This window comes from Salegentibacter sp. BDJ18, from assembly GCF_017579965.1.
In the GTDB taxonomy this organism is placed as follows: Bacteria; Bacteroidota; Bacteroidia; order Flavobacteriales; family Flavobacteriaceae; genus Salegentibacter.
In genome coordinates, this window is the sequence record NZ_JAFLQX010000003.1 from 155,604 (window position 1) to 178,154 (window position 22,551).

The 22,551-nt window shown below is 37.2% G+C and carries 21 protein-coding genes, 1 tRNA gene and 1 riboswitch; of the genes, 9 read left to right on the forward strand and 13 right to left on the reverse strand.

Going from position 1 to position 22,551, the window contains the following annotated elements:
- Positions 1 to 110 precede the first annotated feature (110 nt).
- Both J0871_RS17250 and J0871_RS17255 read left to right on the forward strand, forming a co-directional pair.
- Positions 111 to 656: a hypothetical protein gene (locus J0871_RS17250; protein ID WP_243870376.1), complete on the forward strand. Its 546-nt coding sequence runs from the start codon at positions 111 to 113 to the stop codon at positions 654 to 656.
- Positions 580 to 1,341: a hypothetical protein gene (locus tag J0871_RS17255; RefSeq protein WP_243870377.1), complete on the forward strand. Its 762-nt coding sequence runs from the start codon at positions 580 to 582 to the stop codon at positions 1,339 to 1,341. The genes J0871_RS17250 and J0871_RS17255 overlap by 77 nt, the downstream gene beginning before the upstream one ends.
- 20 nt (positions 1,342 to 1,361) lie before the next feature.
- Here J0871_RS17255 and J0871_RS03195 read toward each other — a convergent pair whose 3' ends face one another.
- The 11 genes from J0871_RS03195 to J0871_RS03245 form a co-directional block, all read right to left on the reverse strand.
- The gene (locus J0871_RS03195; protein ID WP_208223366.1) at positions 1,362 to 1,832 is read right to left on the reverse strand and encodes a hemerythrin domain-containing protein; all 471 of its coding nucleotides are present in this window, start codon (positions 1,830 to 1,832) and stop codon (positions 1,362 to 1,364) included.
- Between the two features lie 123 nt (positions 1,833 to 1,955).
- Positions 1,956 to 3,257: a TIGR00366 family protein gene (locus J0871_RS03200; RefSeq protein WP_346014327.1), complete on the reverse strand. Its 1,302-nt coding sequence runs from the start codon at positions 3,255 to 3,257 to the stop codon at positions 1,956 to 1,958.
- Positions 3,258 to 3,346: 89 nt separating this feature from the next.
- Complete coding sequence (locus tag J0871_RS03205) at positions 3,347 to 4,225, reverse strand: GIY-YIG nuclease family protein (protein WP_208223368.1); 879 nt, start codon at positions 4,223 to 4,225, stop codon at positions 3,347 to 3,349.
- Between the two features lie 232 nt (positions 4,226 to 4,457).
- Entirely contained in the window at positions 4,458 to 6,599 is a 2,142-nt protein-coding gene (locus J0871_RS03210; protein WP_208223371.1) for a glycoside hydrolase family 97 protein, read from the reverse strand.
- A 93-nt stretch (positions 6,600 to 6,692) separates the two neighbouring features.
- Entirely contained in the window at positions 6,693 to 6,953 is a 261-nt protein-coding gene (locus J0871_RS03215) for a hypothetical protein (RefSeq protein ID WP_208223373.1), read from the reverse strand.
- A 269-nt stretch (positions 6,954 to 7,222) separates the two neighbouring features.
- Positions 7,223 to 8,314 (reverse strand): Gfo/Idh/MocA family oxidoreductase, encoded by a 1,092-nt coding sequence (locus tag J0871_RS03220; RefSeq protein ID WP_208223375.1) that lies wholly within the window; start codon positions 8,312 to 8,314, stop codon positions 7,223 to 7,225.
- Between the two features lie 40 nt (positions 8,315 to 8,354).
- On the reverse strand, positions 8,355 to 9,377 hold the full coding sequence (locus tag J0871_RS03225) for a hypothetical protein (RefSeq protein ID WP_208223377.1): 1,023 nt from the start codon (positions 9,375 to 9,377) through the stop codon (positions 8,355 to 8,357).
- Positions 9,378 to 9,441: 64 nt separating this feature from the next.
- Positions 9,442 to 10,104 (reverse strand): hypothetical protein, encoded by a 663-nt coding sequence (locus tag J0871_RS03230; RefSeq protein ID WP_208223379.1) that lies wholly within the window; start codon positions 10,102 to 10,104, stop codon positions 9,442 to 9,444.
- Positions 10,105 to 10,212: 108 nt separating this feature from the next.
- Positions 10,213 to 11,226, reverse strand: coding sequence for an acyl-CoA dehydrogenase (locus J0871_RS03235; RefSeq protein WP_208223381.1), 1,014 nt, complete (start codon positions 11,224 to 11,226; stop codon positions 10,213 to 10,215).
- Positions 11,195 to 11,800: a nicotinamide riboside transporter PnuC gene (pnuC, locus tag J0871_RS03240; RefSeq protein WP_208223383.1), complete on the reverse strand. Its 606-nt coding sequence runs from the start codon at positions 11,798 to 11,800 to the stop codon at positions 11,195 to 11,197. The genes J0871_RS03235 and pnuC overlap by 32 nt, the downstream gene beginning before the upstream one ends.
- Before the next feature lie 55 nt (positions 11,801 to 11,855).
- Positions 11,856 to 12,058, reverse strand: a riboswitch (TPP riboswitch).
- 1 nt (position 12,059) lies between these two features.
- Positions 12,060 to 12,131: transfer RNA gene (locus J0871_RS03245), tRNA-Arg, on the reverse strand.
- 120 nt (positions 12,132 to 12,251) lie between these two features.
- Between J0871_RS03245 and J0871_RS03250 the strand changes: the two genes are divergently transcribed.
- Genes J0871_RS03250 through J0871_RS03265 form a run of 4 tightly spaced genes read left to right on the forward strand, consistent with a single transcriptional unit; the run spans position 12,252 to position 14,756 of the window.
- Positions 12,252 to 12,551, forward strand: coding sequence for a hypothetical protein (locus tag J0871_RS03250; RefSeq protein ID WP_208223385.1), 300 nt, complete (start codon positions 12,252 to 12,254; stop codon positions 12,549 to 12,551).
- 51 nt (positions 12,552 to 12,602) lie between these two features.
- Positions 12,603 to 13,298: a DUF2490 domain-containing protein gene (locus J0871_RS03255; RefSeq protein WP_208223386.1), complete on the forward strand. Its 696-nt coding sequence runs from the start codon at positions 12,603 to 12,605 to the stop codon at positions 13,296 to 13,298.
- Positions 13,299 to 13,348: 50 nt separating this feature from the next.
- Complete coding sequence (locus J0871_RS03260) at positions 13,349 to 14,338, forward strand: DUF1028 domain-containing protein (RefSeq protein WP_208223388.1); 990 nt, start codon at positions 13,349 to 13,351, stop codon at positions 14,336 to 14,338.
- 43 nt (positions 14,339 to 14,381) lie between these two features.
- On the forward strand, positions 14,382 to 14,756 hold the full coding sequence (locus J0871_RS03265; RefSeq protein WP_208223390.1) for a hypothetical protein: 375 nt from the start codon (positions 14,382 to 14,384) through the stop codon (positions 14,754 to 14,756).
- A gap of 227 nt (positions 14,757 to 14,983) precedes the next feature.
- On the opposite strand, the gene J0871_RS03270 is transcribed toward J0871_RS03265, so the two are convergent.
- Complete coding sequence (locus tag J0871_RS03270) at positions 14,984 to 16,534, reverse strand: M20/M25/M40 family metallo-hydrolase (protein ID WP_208223392.1); 1,551 nt, start codon at positions 16,532 to 16,534, stop codon at positions 14,984 to 14,986.
- A gap of 142 nt (positions 16,535 to 16,676) precedes the next feature.
- On the opposite strand from J0871_RS03270, the gene J0871_RS03275 reads away from it, so the two are divergent.
- Both J0871_RS03275 and J0871_RS03280 read left to right on the forward strand, forming a co-directional pair.
- On the forward strand, positions 16,677 to 19,070 hold the full coding sequence (locus tag J0871_RS03275) for a S9 family peptidase (RefSeq protein WP_208223393.1): 2,394 nt from the start codon (positions 16,677 to 16,679) through the stop codon (positions 19,068 to 19,070).
- Entirely contained in the window at positions 19,070 to 20,296 is a 1,227-nt protein-coding gene (locus J0871_RS03280) for a cysteine desulfurase-like protein (RefSeq protein ID WP_208223394.1), read from the forward strand. Before J0871_RS03275 ends, J0871_RS03280 begins: the two co-directional genes overlap by 1 nt.
- A 226-nt stretch (positions 20,297 to 20,522) precedes the next feature.
- Here J0871_RS03280 and J0871_RS03285 read toward each other — a convergent pair whose 3' ends face one another.
- On the reverse strand, positions 20,523 to 21,665 hold the full coding sequence (locus J0871_RS03285) for a cystathionine gamma-synthase (RefSeq protein WP_208223395.1): 1,143 nt from the start codon (positions 21,663 to 21,665) through the stop codon (positions 20,523 to 20,525).
- An 88-nt stretch (positions 21,666 to 21,753) separates the two neighbouring features.
- Here J0871_RS03285 and J0871_RS03290 point away from each other — a divergent pair, with 88 nt between their 5' ends.
- The gene (locus tag J0871_RS03290; protein ID WP_208223396.1) at positions 21,754 to 22,545 is read left to right on the forward strand and encodes a DUF3298 and DUF4163 domain-containing protein; all 792 of its coding nucleotides are present in this window, start codon (positions 21,754 to 21,756) and stop codon (positions 22,543 to 22,545) included.
- Positions 22,546 to 22,551 lie beyond the last annotated feature (6 nt).

Consider the following 22,551-nt stretch of genomic DNA (forward strand, 5'->3'; position numbering starts at 1 on the left):
TTACCACAAAAGACTTAAATTCAGTTAATTATTAGCTTAAAACTTAAGGCTATCCTAATTATAAATTTTAGGTAAGAAAATTGGTTTAATAGGGATAAATAGATTTAAAAATGTCCCCAGATATAAACCTAATTCATAACCTATTGCAGGCGGTAATGCTTATTCCGTTTTTGCACCTGGTGAACCAGTATATTTTTAAAAAGATTAGTGAAAAACACGATTTTTTCTCAGCAAACCTGATGAATAAATTGTTCTATTATCATCTATTCTTTGCCGGTATCTATTACACCTATGCGTTTTTTAATCCTTCAGATTCAAAGCGCTATTTCAGTGTGCCGGGAAAAGAAGGTAAAACCTGGAACGGATTTTTAGAAACAGGCACCTCTTTTATAGATTTTCTATCTTATCCATTTATAAATTTCTTCGGCTTTAGCTACGAAATGATGATGTTACTTTTTAGCTGGGTTGGTTTTATGGGCTTTGTGTATGCTTACCTATTCTTTAAGGAAAACATAGCTATAAATATTAAGATCTTTAAGAAAATAGATTTTTTTGGTTTTAATTCTTTTCCTTCCAAATATGCACTTCTGGACAGCATCTTTGGGCAAAGGAGCACCTATTTTTCTGGGCTTAATGTTATTTGCTTATGCCCTTAGAAAACCACTAAACAGAATTTATAGCTTAAGTTTGGGCTCCTTGCTGGTTTTTGCCATAAGGCCGCATATGTTTTTACTATTGGCAGGAGCAGGACTGCTGAGTATATTTATCAATAAAAATCAGATTAGTTTAAAACAAAAAGCAATTTTTGTGGGTGCTATAACTGGTATTCTCTTGCTTTTTCATAAACAAATTTTGGGTGTGGTAAACCTTGGGAATTCTCAAAACCTAATTGCCGATTTTCTTTCTTTTACCGAAAACCGTTCCAATAGCCTGGATAATGCCACTTCGGGTGTCCCAATGACAGATTATTCACTTCTAGAGAAATTCTTTACTTTTTGGTTTAGACCACTATTTTTTGATGCTCCCGGAATTCTTGGAGTTATAGTATCTATAGAGAATTTAATCTATTTATTATTGTTCGGGAAATTGTTTAAAAAGAGTTTTTTCGGCTTTTTAAAAACGGCACCGGGCCATGTAAAACTAAGCCTGATCTTATTTTTCACCACGTCTTTTGCAATGACATTTGTAATGTCTAATCTTGGTATAATTCTTAGGCAAAAATCAATGATTATGTATTTCCTGTTCTTTGTGATCTACTATTTTCTGGCTTACGAAAAAGACACCGTTTTTAGGTTAAAACAAGAAGTGACTGGTAGGCAGCATTTGCAAAAAGCTGCTTAATTTTGGTGATTTAGATGAAATTATTTCCAGAATTCATCTTCCCACACGCCGCAGGTAATTTCTTTGTCGTGGTGTTGTTGAATTTCCTGAAGTTCTTCTGCTGAAGCTTCTTCCTGGATTTTATTAAAAAGCACCCGTTCCTCAAACCTAATATGGCCTTCCAGGTCGTTTTTAATCATTTCTAAGGCAAGGGAGATATCAGTATTTTGGCAGAATAATGATTCCAGATGCTCGTGTTCTTCCAGCGCTTGTTTCACCAGTACATCTTTAGCACCTAAAACCGGAAAAACATATTTTTCTTCAATCTGAAAATGTTGCCGTAACTGGTTTTCCCAAAACCAATCGGTATATTTTTTTATGCGCTGCGGTTCCACGCCGGTTTCAAAACCTTTTCTAATTTTCCAGCAGAGCAAAAGCCCCTGGTGATGTTCTCTACTCAAAGGTTGAATAGCCTTATGTCTTTTTATCGGATTAGTCTTTGGCGGTACCATAATTAGAATTGTTGATTCCTATATAAAATAAGAAATCTAAATCTGTTTTACTCGATAATCGAGATTAATTCCTCTTTTTGCCGATTATTATCTCCAAAAAGTATTTTATTGCAATTCTAATAATCAAACCAATAACAATCCGATTATATAAACAAGACTCCCCACCAACATCATTCCCAGCGTATAGGGAAGGATTTCCCGGGCTTTTAGCTTGGTAATGGCAAGTAATGGTAACGCCCAGAATGGCTGCAGCATATTCGTTATCTGGTCTCCATAGGCCAAAGCCATCACTGCTTTGTTAAGTGGCACTCCAAGTTTTAAAGCACTTTCTAAAATTATTGGGCCCTGTACCGCCCATTGGCCGCCGCCACTGGGAACAAAAATATTTTCCAAACCTGCACTAAAGAAGCTATAAACCGGCAAACTAACATCGGTTGCGATATTTACAAAAAACCCCGAAATATCGCTCACCAAACCCGTTTCCCGCATTATGCCCATTATCCCAAAATACAACGGAAATTGGATTAAAATAGCCGCCGCTCCCCCAATGGCTTCTTCTAAAGCTTTTAAAAATGAAGCAAAAGACTCGTGTAACAAAATACACAAGCAAAGCATTAGAAAATTCAGCATATTAGGCGTAAGGTTTCCTGCGGAAAGTTCTTCAGAATAACTTGCGAAAAAAGCTGCAAGAAGAAGAAATCCAAAAATCAATCTTAACGATTTTGAATGATCCAGTTTTTCGGCACCGGTAATCTTTGCGATATGATTTGTTTTTGTATCAGCTTCAATTTTCACCGTTTTCGTTCCACTGATCCTGGAAAGTAAATACAGTGTAAGCGGAATTAACACTAATAAAGTTCCGAAAATCAATAAATTCCAGGTGGAAAAAATTGTTATAGAAGTAGGAAGATTATTCGGTAATAACGAAAGAAATTCTGCATTTGCTCCCGGAAAAAGACTGGCTAAATGACCTTCTTCCGCAGCTTTTAATGGCGCACTTCCGCTCATCCCGCCGTGCCAAACCATTAAACCAACATAACCGGCGGCCCCAATCAAAGGATAATTAATTTTGAAGCCTCTATTGGAAGCTGCTTCGGCAACTTTTCTCGCCATTATTGCTCCAAAGATCAATCCCAGTCCCCAGTTAAAAAATGCGACTAACATTGTTGAAACCGAAACGATAATTACTGCGCTCGCGTTTCCGGTCACTATTTTAGTTAACTGACTTGTTAGCCAGGAAACAGGTTTGCTTAATACTAAGATGTGTCCCAAAACTAAAATGAGCATCATTTGCACCATAAAGACAATAAGCGCGGGATCCCACATCCCGGTTTGCCAAAAATCGAGGATTTGAATTGCAGAATTAGTATTGGTTTCTCCCGTAAAGAAGAACGCGACAAAAAGTGTGATTAACGTAAGTAGCACCGCTAAAGGGTGCTGGTATAAGTTTTTTAAAAGTGTTTTCTATGAAATTGCTAAGGTTCAAATTACAGAGTTTAGTTATGTTAGTTGAATTAATTATTCATTAATTCCTCCACGTCTTTATAAGTAACCCCATTTTTATTGACCCATTCTACAAGTCCGTTTGATTGTCTTCCTAAAATAATGTTAGAAGCTGCACTGGTACTATTAAAAACTGTGTCTTCTGAAAAAATATAAAAATCTCCGTTCAATACAAGCAAACCTTTATCTATAAGTTTCTCTCTTAATTTTCTATAAGTTTCGGTTATTGAATTGGATAGATTTTTTTTTGCCTGGGAGCCTTTCTTTACAATATAGCCTTGATTATCTTCATACATTTCTGCATTAAAATTTCTGGATTTTATAAAAAACGAATCTTTAATTAATTTATCCGATTTCTCAATTGATTCCGATCGATCTTCGGCAGTAGAAGAGATTAGAAAACGAAATCCCATTACTGGAAGTATAAGTTTTATTTGTTCAAGAAAATATTCCATATCAGAAATATCTGCTTCATGAAGCCTTGGTAATGAAGGTGAATTACCATTTTCGATCTCTGCTGTTTTAGCTTTGATAGCCATTACAATCAATCGAGATTCCAGATATTTTATTTGTGTTTTAGTAAGAAGTTCATCTTTACTGGTGAAGAAAATTATCTCTTTAAAATCCTTTTTAGAATCAACTAAATGTTGCTTGATCCTATTCCCTACATTTTCGGCTTCTCCTATATAAATTTTTTCTTCATAACTCTCAGAAGAAGGATCACCTTTTAGACAATAAATTCCAGGATTATTGAATTCTTCGCGATTAATTATCTTCGTGAGTGAAGCTCTTTGAGCATATAAGGCTTTCCCTACCCAATTCCCAATTTCGCCCAATCTAGGACCGTATTCTGTCCCATCAATCATGTAGATTGTAAGTTTCTTTCCCATATAAAATGTGGATTCCAAAAAATCCCATCCCAAAGTAGGGTTTGGATGGGCATTATCTATTAACACTGCTTAAAACTATAAATTATTTATTAATTTCTTATGAAATGCAGTTTCTAATTGAAAAGCTTTTGATTAGCTCCCAAAAGAAAACCCCCGCCAAATTGACGAGGGTTTCTTGTTATTGAATCATTTGCAGTATACAATCTACATTATACACTATACATTTTTTGACCTACAGTTTCTCCAAATCTTTTACTTCATCTTTACTGGCTTCCATTATGCTTATGGCATAACCACCACCGGGAGCAGATTTTTGTGAAAGCTCAGACTTACTATTTACTCGATATTTTTTAATCTCATAAGCCTGCGGATTATCTTTATAGTGCGCATCTTCAGCATCGGCATATGCAGTAGCGATATAGGTTTTTCCTTTTTCAAGGAAATCGAATTCAATTTCTGAAGTTCTTGGAGTAAGTCCGTTTACATTACCTACAAACCAGTTATTTCCATCTTTTTCTTTTCGGGCAATCGTGATATAATCTCCAGGCTCGGCTTCCAGGTAAACGCTTTTTTCCCAATCTATCGCTACATCTTTTATAAACTGAAATGCATCCATAAACTGCTCGTAATGCTTAGGTAAATCGGCCGCCATCTGCAATGGCGAATACATTGTTACATACAAAGCCAATTGGTTGGCTAGCGTGCTGTTTACATGAGAATTATTGTCTGGATTCAGTTTACTGATATCCATTTCAAAAATTCCGGGAGTGTAATCCATTGGCCCGCCAATTAAACGCGTAAAAGGTAAAACGGTAACGTGATTTGGTTTATTTCCACCGAAGGCCTGATATTCAGTTCCACGAGCCGATTCGTTAGCGATAAGGTTTGGCCAGGTTCTGGCAATTCCGGTTGGTCTAACAGCTTCGTGCGCGTTGATCATAATCTCATATTCCGCAGCTTTTTCAAGCGCATATTGATAGTGATTAACAATCCACTGGCTATAATGATTTTCACCCCTTGGAAGAATATCACCTACATAACCGGTTTTTACCGCATTGTAATTATTGGCTTTCATAAACTGGTAAGCCGTATCTAAATGCCTTTCATAGTTTCTAATCGAAGACGAAGTTTCGTGGTGCATAATCATTTCAACGTCTTTACTTTTGGCGTATTCCCTAATTTCATCTACATCAAAATCTGGATATGGTGTTACGAAATCGAAGACATAATCTTTAGAATTTCCAAACCAATCTTCCCAGCCTACATTCCAGCCTTCAACCAATAAGCCGTCAAAACCGTGTTCTGATGCAAAATCTATATAGTATTTTACATTTTCAGTAGTTGCAGCGTGAGTACTATTCGGTTCAGCGGCTTCAAAATCGGTTTCACCGAGTTTTACTGCAGCAAATTCATCGGTATAATCCCACGAGCTCATTCCCGTGATCATTTCCCACCAAACGCCCATATATTTCATTGGCTTAATCCAGGAGGGATCTTCAATCTTACTGGGTTCATTTAGGTTATAAGTGATTCTTGAAGAAAGAATATCCTTGGCTTCGTCACTTACAATTATAGTTCTCCATGGCGTTTTTCCAGGAGCGATCATATAGGCTTTATCTCCATTTACATCTGGTGTTAACCAGGATTCAAAAACCATAGTTTCATCGTCCAGGTTTAAGTGCATTGCAGGATAATCCAGTAAAGCGGCTTCATGTAAATTTATATACAGGCCGTCTTCGGTTTTAAGCATCAAAGAAGTTTGCACTCCTGTGGGAGAGAATGATTTTTGAGAAACATTGGCGGTTACCGCCTCTGTCATCAAGCCTCTTATTTCTGAAAGTTTACTTTCGGTATAATCGTATTCCTGGGTATCATAGTCGCCGGCGATCCAAAAAGCGGTGTGATCTCCGGTCATAGCGAATTCGGTTTTTTCATTTGAGATCACGAAATGCCCAAGCTTGGAGTCCTGCGGAAATTCATATCTAAACCCGAGTCCGTCGTTAAATAAACGAAAGCGTAAAACCAATTTGCGCTCTGACTCTTCCTGATCTAAATGAACTACAAGTTCATTATAATGATTTTCAATCTCACTTTCTTCACCCCAAACCGGTGTCCAGGTTTCGTTAAAAGTAGATTTTTCGGTGTTTTCTATACTAAAATTAGCGGTAAGAGGCTGCCCTTCTTTTAACTCTAAGCCAAGCTTACTTTTTTCAATAATAGTTTGTCCTTCAAACTCCAGGTTATAAACCGGAGTACCATCTTCCTGAAGAGAGAAATTCATCTCCAGGTTTCCGTTAGGAGATTCCAGTTTTTGGGCTTGCAAACTACCAAAAACAACCAGGCAAAAGAGGCCTAATATTAATCGACTTTTCATAAATTTTACTTTAATATGTGTGAATCTACAAAAGTACGGTTTTAAGGAGTTTTGGGAAATTAAAGCCTTCTGAAAACTTTTGAATTTTTAAACCTAAGAAGCCAACATCCTAAAAAGTTCTTCGTCTATTTTAGAATTTTCGTTGCGGTGAAATTTATTGAGCAAATTAGCAATTAATTCGCCTATTGCATCCTGGCGTGCTTCAGATTTATTCATAAATTGAATTTTCCCCCAGCCGCGAATGTCGCATACCATCATTCCCCTGGCATCCCAAATTGTTTGCTGCCTGCTATCGTACCTAACCGGAAATTTTAAAGTCTCCATTGCTAAATTGTTCTTTTCGCTTAAATCCATAACTTGATTTTTTACTTTTATTTTAAGCAAAATTAGATGTAAACATTTTTGGAAAGGTTATTTAAAAATTAAGGCTTATGCCCTGATTTTTAAATGAATGTTAAGCCGAAAAACAAATCTATGGGATTAATACAAGCTTAGTTTACTTGAACTTGATTTAACCTGATTAGGCTTTATCTGATTTAATTTTGAAGTGTATAATTGGAGTAATAAGGGGGCAATTCTGAAATGAAAGTCAATCCCCTTTTTTATGCAAAAAATTTTAGAAATCAATCTTCTTGAAAATATATTGTTTCTCCAGTCCTTGCCGATTCTTTGGCCTTCTCTAAAATTTCTACCACGGTAACATTTAACGGAAGACTGTACAATCCAGAATCATTTATTTCTATGTATTTATTTACAACGGCCGCCAGGTAAGAAAATGGATCGTTGTATGGCGACTGTCGTGGATCTAACTCGATGGTTTGTTCTCTTTCAGTTTCCACACCACGTGTTTTAACGGTGGTAGCATCGCTGGCTATTGCGTAAGCTTGGGTACCATAGACTTCCATATCCTTTCGGGAAAAAGTCCAATCCCATGAAGCCTGAATTACACATTGTGCTTCTTCATATTGAAGAATAATAGTAGCTTCGTCTTCTACTTCTTTATAAACTTCAGGTTTATTTTGATTGGTTACGGCGGTAACTGAAAGTGGGTTTTCACCTTTCATTAGCCAGGTCATTAAATTAGCCCCATAGCAGCCAAAATCGAATAAAGCCCCGCCTCCATTTTTCTCGGGATCAACAAGTATTTCCAGGAATTCTTTACTCACACCAATTTCCTTAGGCCCCTGGTGGCCAGAATTAACCATTACTTTTCTAATATCACCAAGTTCGCCCTTTTCAACTAAATCTTTTATATATTGATTACTGGCATACCAGGATGTCTCATAATTAGTAAGTACGTGAATTGAATGTTGTTTAGCCAGCTTTTCAATTTCTTTAGCGTCCTGGACAGTTGTTGCAAGTGGCTTTTCCACCATTACGTGAATTTTTCTTGGTGCACAGGCCCTCACAACCTTAATATGTTCGTTGGTAGCCCCAAATGACGAAACCGCATCAGGTTTTACCTTATCCAGCATTTTTTCAAAATCAGTGTAAAAGAGATTTTTATCCAGGTTATAGTGGTCTGAATATTTTTTAATGAGTTCATTATTGGTTTCATAAATACCAACAATTTCTATATCGTTTTTTCCCTCCCGGTTAAAAATCCAATCTACATGACCATGAGTTAAGCCCGCCACCGCTACCTTTATTTTTTCCTGGGAAAAACTTTGAGTAATAATAAGGCTGAAGAGAAATAATGTACAGGCTTTTTTCATAATATTCGATTACAATTGTTCGGGAAAAATAATAGAATTTTTACTGAACTTTCACATAATCTATAATTATAACAGAAGTGTCAAAATCCCCGGCTCCTATTAATTCCAGGGCACTTAATTCATTTTCCTGGTGATTATATTGAAGTAGCTGATTTTTATTGGCCTTGTAAATTAGTTCAGCAAATTCTTTAAATTCTTTGTTGTAGAAGCTCTTTCGGGCAATGTGACGGCCAGAGAACCTTCCTATCTCCGGCAGTGCTTCAAATTCGTTATTAGTAAGATTCAATTTATAGGCTTTCATTTCACCCATCAAAGAACTACCTCTAACCGGCATTAAACCAAAAAGAAAATTATCCTTTCCATTGTTGGCGAGGTTTCCCATAAAAAGTTCGGTGTCAGAAATTTCAAGAGGCTCAAGCGTTTTGGTAAACAAATCAATTTCCAGCAGTTCAGCATGTTCCAAATCCCCGGTAGTAGAGCTTAGTGCATACAATTTATTACCGAGCAGGCTTGTTGAAAGCGTAATATTATGACCAAAAGAAATCCCCTCATAACTAAGGGCCATAGTTTCAGGATCTATTCTCACTACGCGGCTGGTATTATTGTTATTATACTCCATCTCATCTTTTACAATTCCTACCAGATTAGCTTGCGCGGCATCCCAATCTAAACTATTTAAGCCGGCATTTTCCCCAAATATTTCTACCGGAAAATCAAGCACAAAAACTTCTACAGATCTGGTTTCTTTATCCATCACCAAAACCCGACCGTGAAAGGGATCAAAAAGATGTTCGTAAATAAAGATCTTCTCTGCAGAAGCAGTTACCGTACTGGGAATCATATTTAGATTACCCCGCATTGCTGAAATTGAACCCACTGCCGAAACTTCTCCCGTTTTATTTCCAATTTCATATAAATTCCCGTTAGCACGAAGGGCCAGATAATTGAATGTGTCCTCAATTTCTGTCTCAGGATTTTCTGAACTTTCAGGATTATTATTATCGGTAGAACAGGAAACAAGCAGTAAAATTAACGCAAGAAACTGCAGGAAAGTTTTTTTCATAATTAGATTTTAGAGAGATAAAAATAGATAAAATTTCTATCCCTCTACAGTAATCTTATTCAGTTTATTTTTCTGAATTTTCTTCTATTTCTTTCTCCCAATCTGAAGCAATTATCTCATCTTTTTTAATAAGATTTCCAGAAGTTGTGATTTTATAATGCTCGTTTTCTGAAACCTCTAAATCCCAGATAATATTTTCTGCTTCCGGAAATTCGGCATTTGCATTCATTTGTTCTTCAAACAATCTTTTCACAATATTCCTGTCTGAAAGTCCATCATTCAATAATCTTAGTATTGTAGCTTTATCCAGTTGTGAAGAAGCGTCTGGGGAAGTAATGGAACAATGAATAATTGTAGCGCTTGAGCTGGGAAATTTCCCGTTGTAAGCTTTAAAAAGCAGTTGATTAACATGGAATAACCTGGATTGTAATTCCATTTCAGGATATTCTTCACAAACCGTATCTATCAACATATCATTGGAGATTTGCTCAATTTGGCCTTCAGATAATTCCTCGCCCAGCTTGTAATCTAAAACCAATTTTGCCGCTTCCCCGGGTTCAAAATCGGAAATAGCCATAAATAACAATTCCCTTAAAGTTTCAGGATCAGACTCTTCGGCCTCTGGATAATCAAATCTTTTTAGCAATTCTATATAATCTTCTTTCGTCCAGTATTCCTTAATTTCATCAAGTGTTTGAACTTTCTCTATGTTTATTTTATATTTCATCTTAAGTATTTAGTCGGTTTTTAAATAAATTACCGCATTGATCATGATAATCATTTTTCACCACTAAATAGATGAATTCACTTTAAATCTTATTTCTTTTTAGAAGCGCTATTTTGTAAAAATATGATGCTGGGTTGCGGTAAAATAATCGCAAAAAACCTGGTTTAAAGGATGGCCGTTTCTACTGGCTTTTACCCCTAAAAAAGGATAGATTTCAATAATATTTTTTGAAAGATTTTTTACTGAATTTGAAGCCGAAGAATGAATTTCTTTTGAATAGGAATTTAAAATTTTATTTCCAGCTACAATCTCATCTTCAATAGTTTTAGAATATGCTGAAATTTCATCTTGAGAAACAGCAATACATTTTTCTAAGTTTTCCAGAATACTTTTAGAAATAAAACTGCGTGCTTCTTCCAGGAAATGCTGGGCCATTCCCACATAATTAACCCAAAGCGTTAAATCGGCAAATACTGAAAACGGAATTTTAAAAATATCCTGCGGCTGGTGAAATTCATTATAAATAAAACTAAAGCGTTTAGAAACAAAAACGTTTTTTACTTCAAAAGAATGCGTAACCGAAGCTTTTAAACCCATCGTGTGCCAATCTTCAACAATTTTCACATCATTTTTAGGTAAAATAAACGAACGTATTTTAGGCGAGCCATCCTCATTTAATAAGGCTTTACCATTTTCATAAATTTCAGCATTAAGTGTAAAATGGGTTAAATAATTTGCGCCTGTAGCATAACGCCAGGTTCCGGAAATTTTATAATCATCACCAATTTTTTCAGCTGTTCCAAAAACGCCACCACTACCTCCTAAAATAGTAGGTTTTGAAGTTTTAAAAATCTGTGCTGCAGTTTCAGGTTCCAGGTTTCCTATAAAATAATTAGCGCCACTGCATAAAGTCACCGTCCAACCAAGACTACCGTCAATTCGGGCCAGTTCCTGCAGTTTTAAAAGCCCTTCGGTAAGCGTAAATTCCAGTCCGCCATATTTCTTAGGCACCCAAATATTCCAGAGATTTTCTACGGCAATCCAGGTTAAAACTTCTTCAGGAAATATATCTACGCCCAAACATAGCTCTCTAAGCGCTTGCTGCCTCTTTTCTTTTTTCATTTTTTATAATTTTTCGCCATTTAAAATACCCCGAAGTTCCTACAATAAACAGGAAAATAGTTAAGCCGGCATATATGTATAATTCTTTATAAATAAGTAAAGGAATAGCAATGCTATTGCTGATATTAAGAAAAATCCAGTTCTCCATTTTTCTTTTAGCCATAAGCCACATTCCCGCCCAGGTAAAGCCGCTTACCGCGGCATCCCAAAATGGAACATCAGAATCTGTATGGAAGCGAAGCCAGTAACTCATTATTGCAAAACAGGTCAATACAATTCCCAGGGCTTTTAAGTGTTCAGATTTACTGGAATAAGAAATGGGGGTTTCTTCTTCTTTCTTTCCGTATCTCCAGTAAAACCAACCATAAATACTCATTACGAGATAATAAAGGTTTAGAATTATATCGGCATAAAGTTTAGACCGGTACATTACAAACAGACTAATAAGAATGGAAACAATCCCGAATAAGTAATTATGAATATTGTTTTTTCGTGCCAGTAACACCTGCACCACTCCAAAAGTGGTTCCCAGGGCTTGTTGCCAGGTAAGTTGTGTAAAGAAATCCTCTATCATTGTTCTAAATTATCAATGAAATGAGGTGATGAAATAGCTAAAAATTGCAGTAATGCAACCTATGCTTAGAAAATCCCTACGCCGGCATTATCCGGATCAGGTTTGGAGTAAATAACCTCGGGGCAAGCCCCAAAAGGCATTTTTGGAAAATATCTCTTATTCAAGAAAAAACATTTTAAATGTTTTAATCTCGATTATCGAGTAAACTCCTGGGTATCATCTCAGCCCGCTTTATAGCAAGCACCCCATTTCAATAAAGTAGCCTCACCAGGAATCGAACCTGGATCTAAAGTTTAGGAAACTCTTATTCTATCCGTTGAACTATGAGGCCTTGTAAGCGGGACAAAAATAATAATGTTTTCAGAAATTCATCATATTATAATTTAAAACTTCAGCTGGTTACTTTGCTTTTATTAATTTTAATCAAACTTATATTTTAAACCCAATCTTTATGAAAGCTATTATTTTAAGCATGGTTACAGGGCTCATTTTTTTAAGTACAAATTGTGACAGGCAAAATTCTGAAGAACATATGCAGCTTAAAGGAACTATAGAAAGCCAGGGTATAACTTCCTACCAATATGGCACTCATACTTTAAATACTGAAGACGAGTTATATGCGCTAAAAAGTGAAAAAGTAAGTTTAGACGAATATGTTGGGAAAGAAGTTACTATTTCAGGAGCAAAAATTGAAGGTTACCCTGTAGATGGTGGTCCGGATTATATTCTGGTTACCGAAGTGAAAGAATAGCAAATCCTTATTTTTTTCTTACGGAATGTTATATTTGCGGAAAAAGCAAAAATGAAAAAATCACTCCTTTCCGCAGTTCTTTTTAGTTTATTTATGTCTTTTTCTGTCAATGCCCAAGTTGATGAAGATCAAACCGGCGCCTGGTATATGTATTTTTGGAATACAAATTTTGGGGAAAGTGAATGGGGACTTCAGGGAGATATTCAATATAGAAACTGGGATCTGGGCGGTGATTTAGAACAATTGCTTATTCGTGGCGGACTCACCTATTCCCCAAAAAATACCGATATAAAATTCACCCTGGGATATGGAAATATTACCTCCGGTGAGTTTGGCGAGGGTAACGAAACTTCGGGTGAAAGCAGGATTTATCAGGAGGCTTTACTTCCGCATAAATTGAGCAATAGATTTTACCTCACGCACCGTTTTAGATACGAACAGCGTTGGGTAGAAAATCAGGATTTTAGAACGCGTTATCGCTATAATATATTTTTAAATGTGCCTTTAAATCAGAAAAACCTCAACAAGAATGCTGTTTATCTTGCCTTATATAACGAGATCTTCATTAACGGTGAACGCGAAATTGGTGATGGTAGAAGTGTAGAATTATTTGACCGTAACCGGTTCTATTCTGCCCTGGGTTATGCCCTAAAAGACAATCTTAAACTCCAGGGAGGGTATATGACACAAACTACTAATACGGTTAGCAAAGGACAAATTCAGCTTAGCCTGCATCATACTTTTTAAGTAATTCAGCAGAGTTTCGTTATCTTAGCTTCTAATCAGAAACCTGAATTATGAAGCAATTTTTACTTTTTTTCGCTTTAATATTTATTTCAACCTTAAATACCAAAGCTCAAACTTCTGAAATTAGCGGAGACGCTTTCGCGCACACGTATTCTATTGTGGCGCGCGATGCAAAAACCGGGGAAATGGCCGTGGGCGTTCAAAGTCACTGGTTTTCGGTGGGTCCATTGGTAGCCTGGGGGAAATCTGGGGTTGGAGTGGTTGCTACTCAATCTTTTGTAAATCCCGCATTTGGCCCCCAGGGACTCAAACTTTTAGATGAAGGTTATACTCCTGAAGAAGCCGTAGAAAGTCTTATAAATAATGATGAAGGTCGCGAATTTAGACAGCTTGCCATTTTAGGAAAATCTGGCGATAATGCTGCATATACCGGGGAAAAATGTGTAGCTGAAGCCGAACATCTTAATGGAGATAATTTTTCAGTCCAGGCTAATATGATGCTGAATGATAAAGTTGTTCCCGCAATGGCAGAAGCTTTCGTTGAAAATGCAAACTTACCTCTGGCTGAAAGAGTTGTTGCGGTTTTAAAAGCCGCCCAGGATGCTGGCGGAGACATACGCGGAAAACAATCGGCCGCCTTAATTGTGGTGGGGCCAGATAAGGTTGACGAAGTTTGGAAAGACAAAAAAATAGATCTTAGGGTAGACGATCACGACAATCCTATTGAAGAATTAGAACGTTTGCTTAAAACCGCAAGAGCCTACGAATTTATGAACCGCGGTGATCTTGCCATGGAAGAAGGAAATGTAGAAAAAGCTTTAGAAGAATACGGCACCGCAGAAAGTATGTTTCCCAACAACCTGGAAATGCGTTTCTGGAAAGCTGTGGCTCTTGCTAACAGCGATCGTTTACAAGAAGCGAAACAAATTTTTGATAGAATTTTTGATGAAGACGAAAACTGGAGAATAATGCTGAAGCGTTTGCCCAAAGCCGGCCTCATAAACGTTAGCAAAGAGGAAATGAAGATGCTTACTAAGTAATCTTCACAGATTTAGTATATTTATAACTTAAAATAATGCTGTTATGAAAATTACTCTTAATAAAGTTATGCTTGGACTTGCGGTTGTATCACTTACCGCATTTACTTCTTGTAAAGACTCAGAAGAAAAAACTGCTGAAGAAACCCAAACTGCTCCAAATACCCAAATGAGTGGAAACACATCTGGAAATGCAGAAACCCCAGATGTAAACCCTCCTCATGGTGAACCCGGGCACCGCTGTGATATGCCCGTTGGTGCTTCTTTAAGCGGAGCAAGTAACAACACCAATGCAGGTTCAGGTTCTGAAATGACTACTTCACCAATTAGGTTGAAGGATTCAAAACCTTCTAAAAACCCTCCACACGGTGAGCCTTATCACGATTGCTCAATTCCTGTAGGAGCGGATCTTCAAAGTTAATTTTGAGGTTTTATAAATACTGAAATAAAAAAATAAAACGTCATTACGAACGGAGTGCAGGGATCTGTTATTATTCTACAGATTGCTTCGTCTTTCGTAATGACGTTTTTAAATTCATCATCCTGAACTTGTTTCAGGATCTAAGATCCTGAAACAAGTTAGAAACTGAAACAAGTTCAGCTTGACGAAAAGAGAAAAAATCAAACAAGCTTTTTATTAGTTAGACCTTAATCCAATCCCCCTTTTCGCTCTCCATCTCTTGGCTCAGGCCAGGTCATTTGTTCACCCGATCTTCTGCTTATTGGCAATACTGCTTTTTCCCTGGAAGTAGTTTCTGGATCTTCACTCGCCATATAGGTCATAATCGCGGTTAAGATCACGTTGCTTCTCACATCATCAAAAACAATTTTATCATAAGTATCTAAGTTGGTATGCCAGGTATAATCCCAGTAAGACCAATTTAAAGAATTAAGCATAAATGCTGGTGCACCGGCTGCTACAAAAGAAGCGTGATCTGTTCCTCCACTTGATGGAGTTCCCGGGAAAGAAGTTTCAATTTCTCCCTTAATTTCCTGCGGAACCGGCTCCAGCCATCTTCCTATATAATCGTAAGCGTGTAGAAAACCCTGTCCGCTAATATTCTTAACCCTTCCGGTTCCATTATCTTGGTTGAATAAGGCTTGTACATTAGCCACAATCTCCGGATTATCTTTTACAAAAGCTCGAGAACCATTAAGTCCTTGTTCTTCACTTCCCCAATGTCCTGCAATAATTGTTCGCTTAGGATTTGGATAAAGTTTTTTAAGAATTCTCATTGTTTCCATCATTACAATAGTTCCCGTACCGTTATCTGTAGCACCGGTTCCACCGTCCCAGGAATCAAAATGTGCTGAAAGAACAACATATTCTTCAGGTTTTTCGCTGCCTTCGATTCTTGCAATAGTATTAAACGTAGGTACTTCACCAAGATCTTTAGACTGAGCAACCACTTTTATTTTGGGAGTATTATCATTTTCAGCTAAACGATAAAGCAAGCCGTAATCTTCCAGGTTAAGGTCCAAAGTTGGAATTTTATTGGTATAAGCTCCAAATACTTTATTTGCACCAAACCCGTGAGACCAGTTAGAAGTTATAATTCCGGCAGCCCCTGCGTTTTCCAGTGCTTTAGGTAATTCTCTGTAACCATACCCGGTTTTGCTAATTCGGTCCCTCCAAATAGAATCGGCTTCTTTTATACTTCCCTGCATCATTTTCCAGGACTTTTCAGTAGCCCATTCTTCCCAGTTGTATGGAGGTCTACCGGTAGGTTCATTAACCGAGATCATCACAAATTTTCCCTTAACCGAAGAAAGCATATTGGCAAATGCAGTAGAATCTGAAGCTTTTGGCAATAGCACAACCTCAGCGGTTACCCCTTTTTTTCCGGTTGAAGGGCTCCAGGCAAGTTGCCTACCTTGCAGCGTTCTTAATCTTGGCTCTACAAGGTCAATATGGGTAATGCCACGCTCCCAGCCACGCCAGGTACCATATTCTTCGTTTTCAGCTGAAATTCCCCAGCTATCATATTTCTTTACTGCCCAGTCGTGAGCATTTTTCATTTGTGGTGTTCCTACTAAACGTGGTCCTACCACATCCACAAGCTCGTGGGCAAGTTCTTCTAATTTTGAATTTTCATTGGCCTCGGTTACAATTTTGTTAACCATCTCTTCCTGTGCCTGTACCTGCAATGCCCCGGCTACAAGGAATAAACTAAAAAGTGTGCGGAAATTTTTCTTCATCCTGAATTATTAAATTTAAATTTTAAGCGTAAATATATTAATTAAATCCGGGGGGGCATTTCCTACAGATTCTTTACAGATATTATCTATTTAACTATATTGGCAGTGTTTTTAAAAAATAAACCCACAACTCCTTAAATCAATGAAAAAAACGCTACAAAACCCCTTCAATTTTAAATTTCAGTTTCTCTTTTTAATATTTTTAGGTTTAAGTTTTTCCGGAATTTCCCAAACAAGTGAACTTTCTGTAGAAAAAATTATGCAAGATCCTAATTGGATGGGTACTTTCCCTTCTAATGTAAAATGGAGTGCCGATAGCGAAACCATTTATTTTGATTATAATCCTGAAAAAAATGCTGAAGATTCGCTTTATAAAATTGAACTGAACAATACTTCAAAAATCAGCAAAGTAAGTTTAGAAGAAGAACGAGGAATAATTACCTCCTACGGCGATTTCAATAAAGACCGAAGCAAAAAGATTTTCAGCAAAGATGGCAACCTGGTTATTTACGATGTTAAATCTGGCAAGTCCACTCAATTATTAGATCTTTCAGAAGCTATTAACAATGCTGAATTTTTAGCAGACGAAAATAAAATCACCTTCAACGCCGGCGACAATGCTTTTATTTACGATAGGAAAGCAGGCAGCATAAAACAACTAACCAATATTGCTGAAGGTAAGGCCAAAGAAGAAAAAGAAGATAAAACTTCAGAAAAAGATGCGTGGGTAAAAGACGAAAACCTGGAACTCCTGGAAGTTGTAAATCAACGTAAAACCAAAAAAGAAAGCAGGGAAGCTTATCAAGAGGCAACTGCTGAAAAAGAAGATTATACTTTTTACCTGGAGGATCGCGATTTAAGTAATTTACAGGTTTCTCCCAATGCAAAATTTGCAACTTTTAAGTTAATTACCCGGGAGCGAAATGGAAGCACCGATGTGCCAAATTATGTAGATGAATCTGGCTACACCGTAAATCTCCCTGCCAGAAGCAAAGTAGGTGAAGATAAAACCAGTATTGAACTGGCCATCTATAATTTCGAAAAGGATACAGTTTATACCTTAAAAACAGACGATTTACCCGGAATTACCGATTTACCCGATTATGTAAAAGATTATCCCGCTAAGGAATGGGAAGAAACCCAAAGAGAAGTAGCGCCTACTACGGTTTATTTTTCAGATAACGGGGAGTACGCTGTAGTTAACCTTCGTTCTAAAGACAATAAAGACCGTTGGATCGCTAAAATTGACCTGGAGACCGGAGATTTAAACACTTTAGACCGCCAAAGAGATGAAGCCTGGATTGCAGGACCGGGAATTGGCTACGCTTATTACGGCGGTGAAGAAATGGGTTGGTTACCCGACAACAAACATATTTACTTTCAAAGTGAAGAAACGGGGTATTCACATTTGTATTTATTAGACGTAACTACCGGAAATAAAAAAGCACTTACTCAAGGCGATTTTGAAGTTTTTGATCCCGAACTTTCAAACAGTAAAAAACATTGGTTTTTAACAACCTCTGAAGTTGGACCCGGAGAACGTCACTTCTATAAGATGCCGGTGATTGGTGGTAAAATGGAAAAACTTACCCAAATGGAAGGGAATAATAATGTCTTCCTTTCTCCCGATGAAAAAAACATGGCCATTTTACATTCTTACAGTAACAAGCCCTGGGAATTATATTTAAAGAAAACGAAAGCAAATGCGGAAGCCAAACAATTAACCGAAGGACAATCTGAAGCATTTAGCAGCTACGACTGGAGAGAACCTGAATTAATAAAATTTGAAGCCGAAGATGGCGCTATGGTTCCCGCCAGGTTATACAAGCCAGAAGCAAATGTAAAAAATGATGCTGCGGTAGTTTTTGTGCACGGTGCTGGTTACCTGCAAAACGCTCACAAATGGTGGAGCAGTTATTTTAGAGAATATATGTTCCATAATTTATTAACCGATCTTGGTTACACCGTAATCGATATTGATTACCGCGGAAGTGCAGGTTATGGTCGTGACTGGCGTACAGGGATTTATCGCCACATGGGAGGAAAAGACCTTTCTGACCAGGTTGACGGAGTAGAATATTTAGTTGAAAATCACGGAATAAATCCTGAAAAAGTCGGGATTTATGGTGGAAGTTATGGCGGTTTTATCACGTTAATGGGAATGTTTACCGAACCTGAAACTTTTAAAGCGGGCGCTGCATTAAGATCGGTAACCGATTGGGCGCATTATAATCACGGCTACACTTCTAACATTTTAAACGAACCTGCGGCAGACCCGATCGCTTATAGAAGATCTTCGCCTATTTATTTTGCTGAAGGTCTGGAAGGAGATTTATTGATCGCACACGGCATGGTAGATGTAAATGTTCATTTTCAGGATGTGGTTAGGCTTTCACAACGTTTAATTGAATTAGGCAAGGAAGACTGGGAAATGGCAATTTATCCCGTAGAAGATCACGGTTTTGTGGAACCCAGCAGTTGGACCGATGAGTACCGTAGAATCCTTGAATTGTTCAATGAAAGCCTTTTAGACTAATGGATATTGAATTTGTAAGAAGTCAGTTTCCGGCTCTGGAAAAGGAATTTACTTTTATGGATAACGCTGGTGGCTCTCAAACCTTAAAAAAGGTTGCCGAGCGCATTAGTGGATATCTATTACATCATAACGTACAACTAGGAGCTTCATATAAAGTTTCCCGGGAAGCTGGAGAAAAACTGAATTACGCCACTAAGCAAGTCAGCCGGTTTATAAATGCCGGCAAACCGGAAGAAGTGGTTATAGGGCCTTCTTCTTCTATGCTGCTACGAATTTTAAGTATTTGTATTAGTAAACAATGGCAGGAAGGAGACGAGGTGATTGTAACAAATACAGATCACGAAGCCAATGTTTCTCCCTGGACAGATTTAAAGGAAAAAGGCATTAATATAAAGGTTTGGAAAGCCAATCCCGACAGTCTTGAGCTGGAAATAAGCGATCTAAAAAAATTACTGAACAAGCGCACCAAACTGGTTGCCGTTACTCACGCTTCAAATATTTTAGGAAGTATAAATCCTATTAAAGAAATTGCAAAAACGGTACATAAAGCAGGAGCTCTTATTTGTGTAGATGGAGTTGCCTATGCACCCCACCGACGGGTAGATGTTAGAAAATTAGATGTAGATTTTTATGTTTTTAGCTGGTATAAAACCTACGGCCCGCATTTAGCTGTGATGTATGGCAGGTATAATCAATTGTACCAAATGGAAGGATTTAACCACTACTTTTTCACCAAAAAAGATGTGCCATATAAATTTCAACCCGGGAATTTCAATTTTGAACTAACCTACAGTTTACTGGGAATTATCGAATATTTTGATCAATTATTTAAGCACGAATTCCCCAAGGAAAAGAAAGCCGATTTTCAGGAGAAAATGGATAAAATTTTTGAGCTGATTGGCAGGCACGAAGAGCGAATAAGCAAACCGTTGATCACTTATTTAAATGAACATCCAAAAATTAAAATAATTGGCCAGAATACTGCGGAAAGGGAAAAAAGAGTGCCTACTATTTCTTTTGTACATAATGAGCTCACGAGTGATCAAATAGTTGAAAAGGTTGATGATTTTAGAATAGGTATTAGATTTGGAGATTTTTATGCAAAAAAACTTATTGAAGATGCTGGTTTGAAAGAGAAAAATGGCGTGGTGAGAGTAAGTTTAGTGCATTACAACACCCTGGATGAAGTGCAACGATTAATATGGATTTTAAAAAAGGTGATTTAGTATCTTAAGGTTTCGTCATTGCGATAACGTAGCAAACATCTTCTGGTAAACTTGCATAGAGATTACTTCACTTCGTTCGTAATGACGGTTGTAATTTAATTTTGAAGCAAATATTTTCAATTATTTCTAAAGCTGAAAAAAATTATTTTCTTGTTAGAAGTAATATAAAAAAGCCACGAAGGATAAAACTCATTCGTGGCTTAATATTTTATTTAAAAAAAGCAAGCTACCCTAAAGCTTGTTTCAGGTCGTTTATTAGGTCTTCTTCATCTTCAATTCCCACGCTTAATCTAATTAAGGAATCTACAACCCCGGTTTTTGCTCTTTCTTCTTTTGGGATAGAAGCGTGAGTCATAGTGGCGGGGTGGCCGGCTAAAGATTCTACACCGCCAAGCGATTCGGCCAGGGTGAAAATTTTTAGCTTTTCAACAAGCTTTGTTGCACTTTCTAGCGTATTTTCTTTTGTGCTAAAAGAGATCATTCCGCCAAAACCTTTCATTTGTCTCTTTGCAATATCGTGGTTTGGATGATCTTCAAATCCGGGCCAGTAAACATTTCCTACTTTTGGGTGTGATCTCAGGAATTTTGCAACCGCTTCGCCGTTTTCACAGTGACGCTGTATTCTAAGATGCAAAGTTTTTATTCCGCGTAAAACCAAAAAACTGTCTTGCGGGCCGCAAATTGCACCGCTGGCTTTCTGAATAAAATATAGCTTTTCAGCTAATTTTTGATCTTTTACAACTAATCCGCCTAAAACTACATCACTATGGCCACCTAAATATTTTGTTGCGCTGTGCATCACAATATCTGCTCCAAGATCTAAAGGTTGTTGTAGATAGGGAGTAGCAAAAGTATTGTCTACCGCAAGCAGTAAATTATGGGTTTTTGCGATTTTAGAAACCGCTTCAATATCAATAATATTCATCATAGGATTGGTAGGGGTCTCAATCCACAGTAATTTGGTGTTTTTGTTTATATATTTTTCAATATTACCGGCTTCATTCATTCCAATAAAATGAAATTTAATCCCCATATTTTCAAAAATGGAGGTAAACAATCTATAAGAACCACCATAAAGATCGTTAGTAGAGATTATTTCGTCGCCAGGTTTAAAAAGCTTCATCACCGCATCAATCGCCGCAAGTCCAGAACCAAAACCAAGCCCAAATTTTCCATTTTCTAAACTAGCCAGGGATTTTTCTAAAGCCGAACGGGTTGGATTTCCGCTTCGTGAGTATTCAAAACCTTTATGGCCACCGGGTGTACTTTGTGAATATGTAGTTGTTTGGTAGATAGGCGGCATTACAGAGCCGTATGCGGGATCTATATTTTCCTGCCCACCGTGTATGGTTTTAGTATTAAATTTCATAATTCTTGCGTTTACAGCAAATGTAGCGCGCTCATTGTCTTTAAACAAAATAGGTTTATCTTTATTCGCGTATTTAACAGCCTTTTCTATGTCTCAAAAAATCCTTTCCCTCCTGGTCATTTTCCTAATATTCACTTCCTGTCGGGACGAAAAATCTGACGCCGGCGTAAAACAGGTTAAGGGCGATACCGAAGCGCTTAGTTTCTACGAAGAAAGCTTTTTACCAAAAGATTTTGAAGCCTGTAAAACCGAAAAATGCCCTAAAATACGAGTGAATTATTTAAAATTTAGAGAAGATAGGGAGGCTGCCAAAGAAATGAATAGTTATAACCAGGAGAACCTAATTAAGATTTTTAATAATACTGAAGTAGCTTCTGAAGCTGAAAATGTAAAGGCCGTGGTTAATGAATTTATCCAGGATTTTCAGAATTTTAAAAGGGATTTCCCCGAATCTCAAGCCGAATATGAAGTTGAAATCTCTCAATCGGTATTAAGCCAGACGAAGAAACTATTGGTTCTGGAAACCAATTTCTACCTTTTCACCGGTGGTGCGCACGGGTACGGTGCAACGCGTTATGCTAATTACGATATCACTTCAGGCGAATTACTTTATAAAAACGATTTGTTTTCAGATTTAGAAGCTTTTACCAATTTTGCTGAAAAAGAATTCAGAAAGAAATATGAGATTCCTGAAGGAGAAAATATTAATTCCAACGGATTTTTCTTTGAAAAGGATAGTTTTGCACTTCCGGAAAATATTGCGGTTACTAAAAATCGGGTTATCCTGGTTTATAATCGGTACGAAGCTGCCAGTTATGCCGAAGGGGAATTAAAACTTTCTTTTCCGAAGAATAAAGTAAGCGAATGGCTTAACTACTAATTAAAA

Coding starts and splice junctions, on each gene's coding strand:
- J0871_RS03250 (WP_208223385.1), top strand. CDS start 12,252: ATGAAAGCTATTATTTTAAGCATGGTTACAGGGCTCATTTTTTTAAGT.
- J0871_RS03260 (WP_208223388.1), top strand. CDS start 13,349: ATGAAGCAATTTTTACTTTTTTTCGCTTTAATATTTATTTCAACCTTA.
- J0871_RS03215 (WP_208223373.1), bottom strand. CDS start 6,953: ATGGATTTAAGCGAAAAGAACAATTTAGCAATGGAGACTTTAAAATTT.
- J0871_RS03275 (WP_208223393.1), top strand. CDS start 16,677: ATGAAAAAAACGCTACAAAACCCCTTCAATTTTAAATTTCAGTTTCTC.
- pnuC (WP_208223383.1), bottom strand. CDS start 11,800: ATGATAGAGGATTTCTTTACACAACTTACCTGGCAACAAGCCCTGGGA.
- J0871_RS03280 (WP_208223394.1), top strand. CDS start 19,070: ATGGATATTGAATTTGTAAGAAGTCAGTTTCCGGCTCTGGAAAAGGAA.
- J0871_RS17250 (WP_243870376.1), top strand. CDS start 111: ATGTCCCCAGATATAAACCTAATTCATAACCTATTGCAGGCGGTAATG.
- J0871_RS03225 (WP_208223377.1), bottom strand. CDS start 9,377: ATGAAAAAAACTTTCCTGCAGTTTCTTGCGTTAATTTTACTGCTTGTT.
- J0871_RS03220 (WP_208223375.1), bottom strand. CDS start 8,314: ATGAAAAAAGCCTGTACATTATTTCTCTTCAGCCTTATTATTACTCAA.
- J0871_RS03195 (WP_208223366.1), bottom strand. CDS start 1,832: ATGGTACCGCCAAAGACTAATCCGATAAAAAGACATAAGGCTATTCAA.
- J0871_RS03235 (WP_208223381.1), bottom strand. CDS start 11,226: ATGAAAAAAGAAAAGAGGCAGCAAGCGCTTAGAGAGCTATGTTTGGGC.
- J0871_RS17255 (WP_243870377.1), top strand. CDS start 580: ATGCACTTCTGGACAGCATCTTTGGGCAAAGGAGCACCTATTTTTCTG.
- J0871_RS03270 (WP_208223392.1), bottom strand. CDS start 16,534: ATGAAGAAAAATTTCCGCACACTTTTTAGTTTATTCCTTGTAGCCGGG.
- J0871_RS03290 (WP_208223396.1), top strand. CDS start 21,754: ATGTCTCAAAAAATCCTTTCCCTCCTGGTCATTTTCCTAATATTCACT.
- J0871_RS03265 (WP_208223390.1), top strand. CDS start 14,382: ATGAAAATTACTCTTAATAAAGTTATGCTTGGACTTGCGGTTGTATCA.
- J0871_RS03255 (WP_208223386.1), top strand. CDS start 12,603: ATGAAAAAATCACTCCTTTCCGCAGTTCTTTTTAGTTTATTTATGTCT.
- J0871_RS03205 (WP_208223368.1), bottom strand. CDS start 4,225: ATGGGAAAGAAACTTACAATCTACATGATTGATGGGACAGAATACGGT.
- J0871_RS03210 (WP_208223371.1), bottom strand. CDS start 6,599: ATGAAAAGTCGATTAATATTAGGCCTCTTTTGCCTGGTTGTTTTTGGT.
- J0871_RS03230 (WP_208223379.1), bottom strand. CDS start 10,104: ATGAAATATAAAATAAACATAGAGAAAGTTCAAACACTTGATGAAATT.
- J0871_RS03285 (WP_208223395.1), bottom strand. CDS start 21,665: ATGAAATTTAATACTAAAACCATACACGGTGGGCAGGAAAATATAGAT.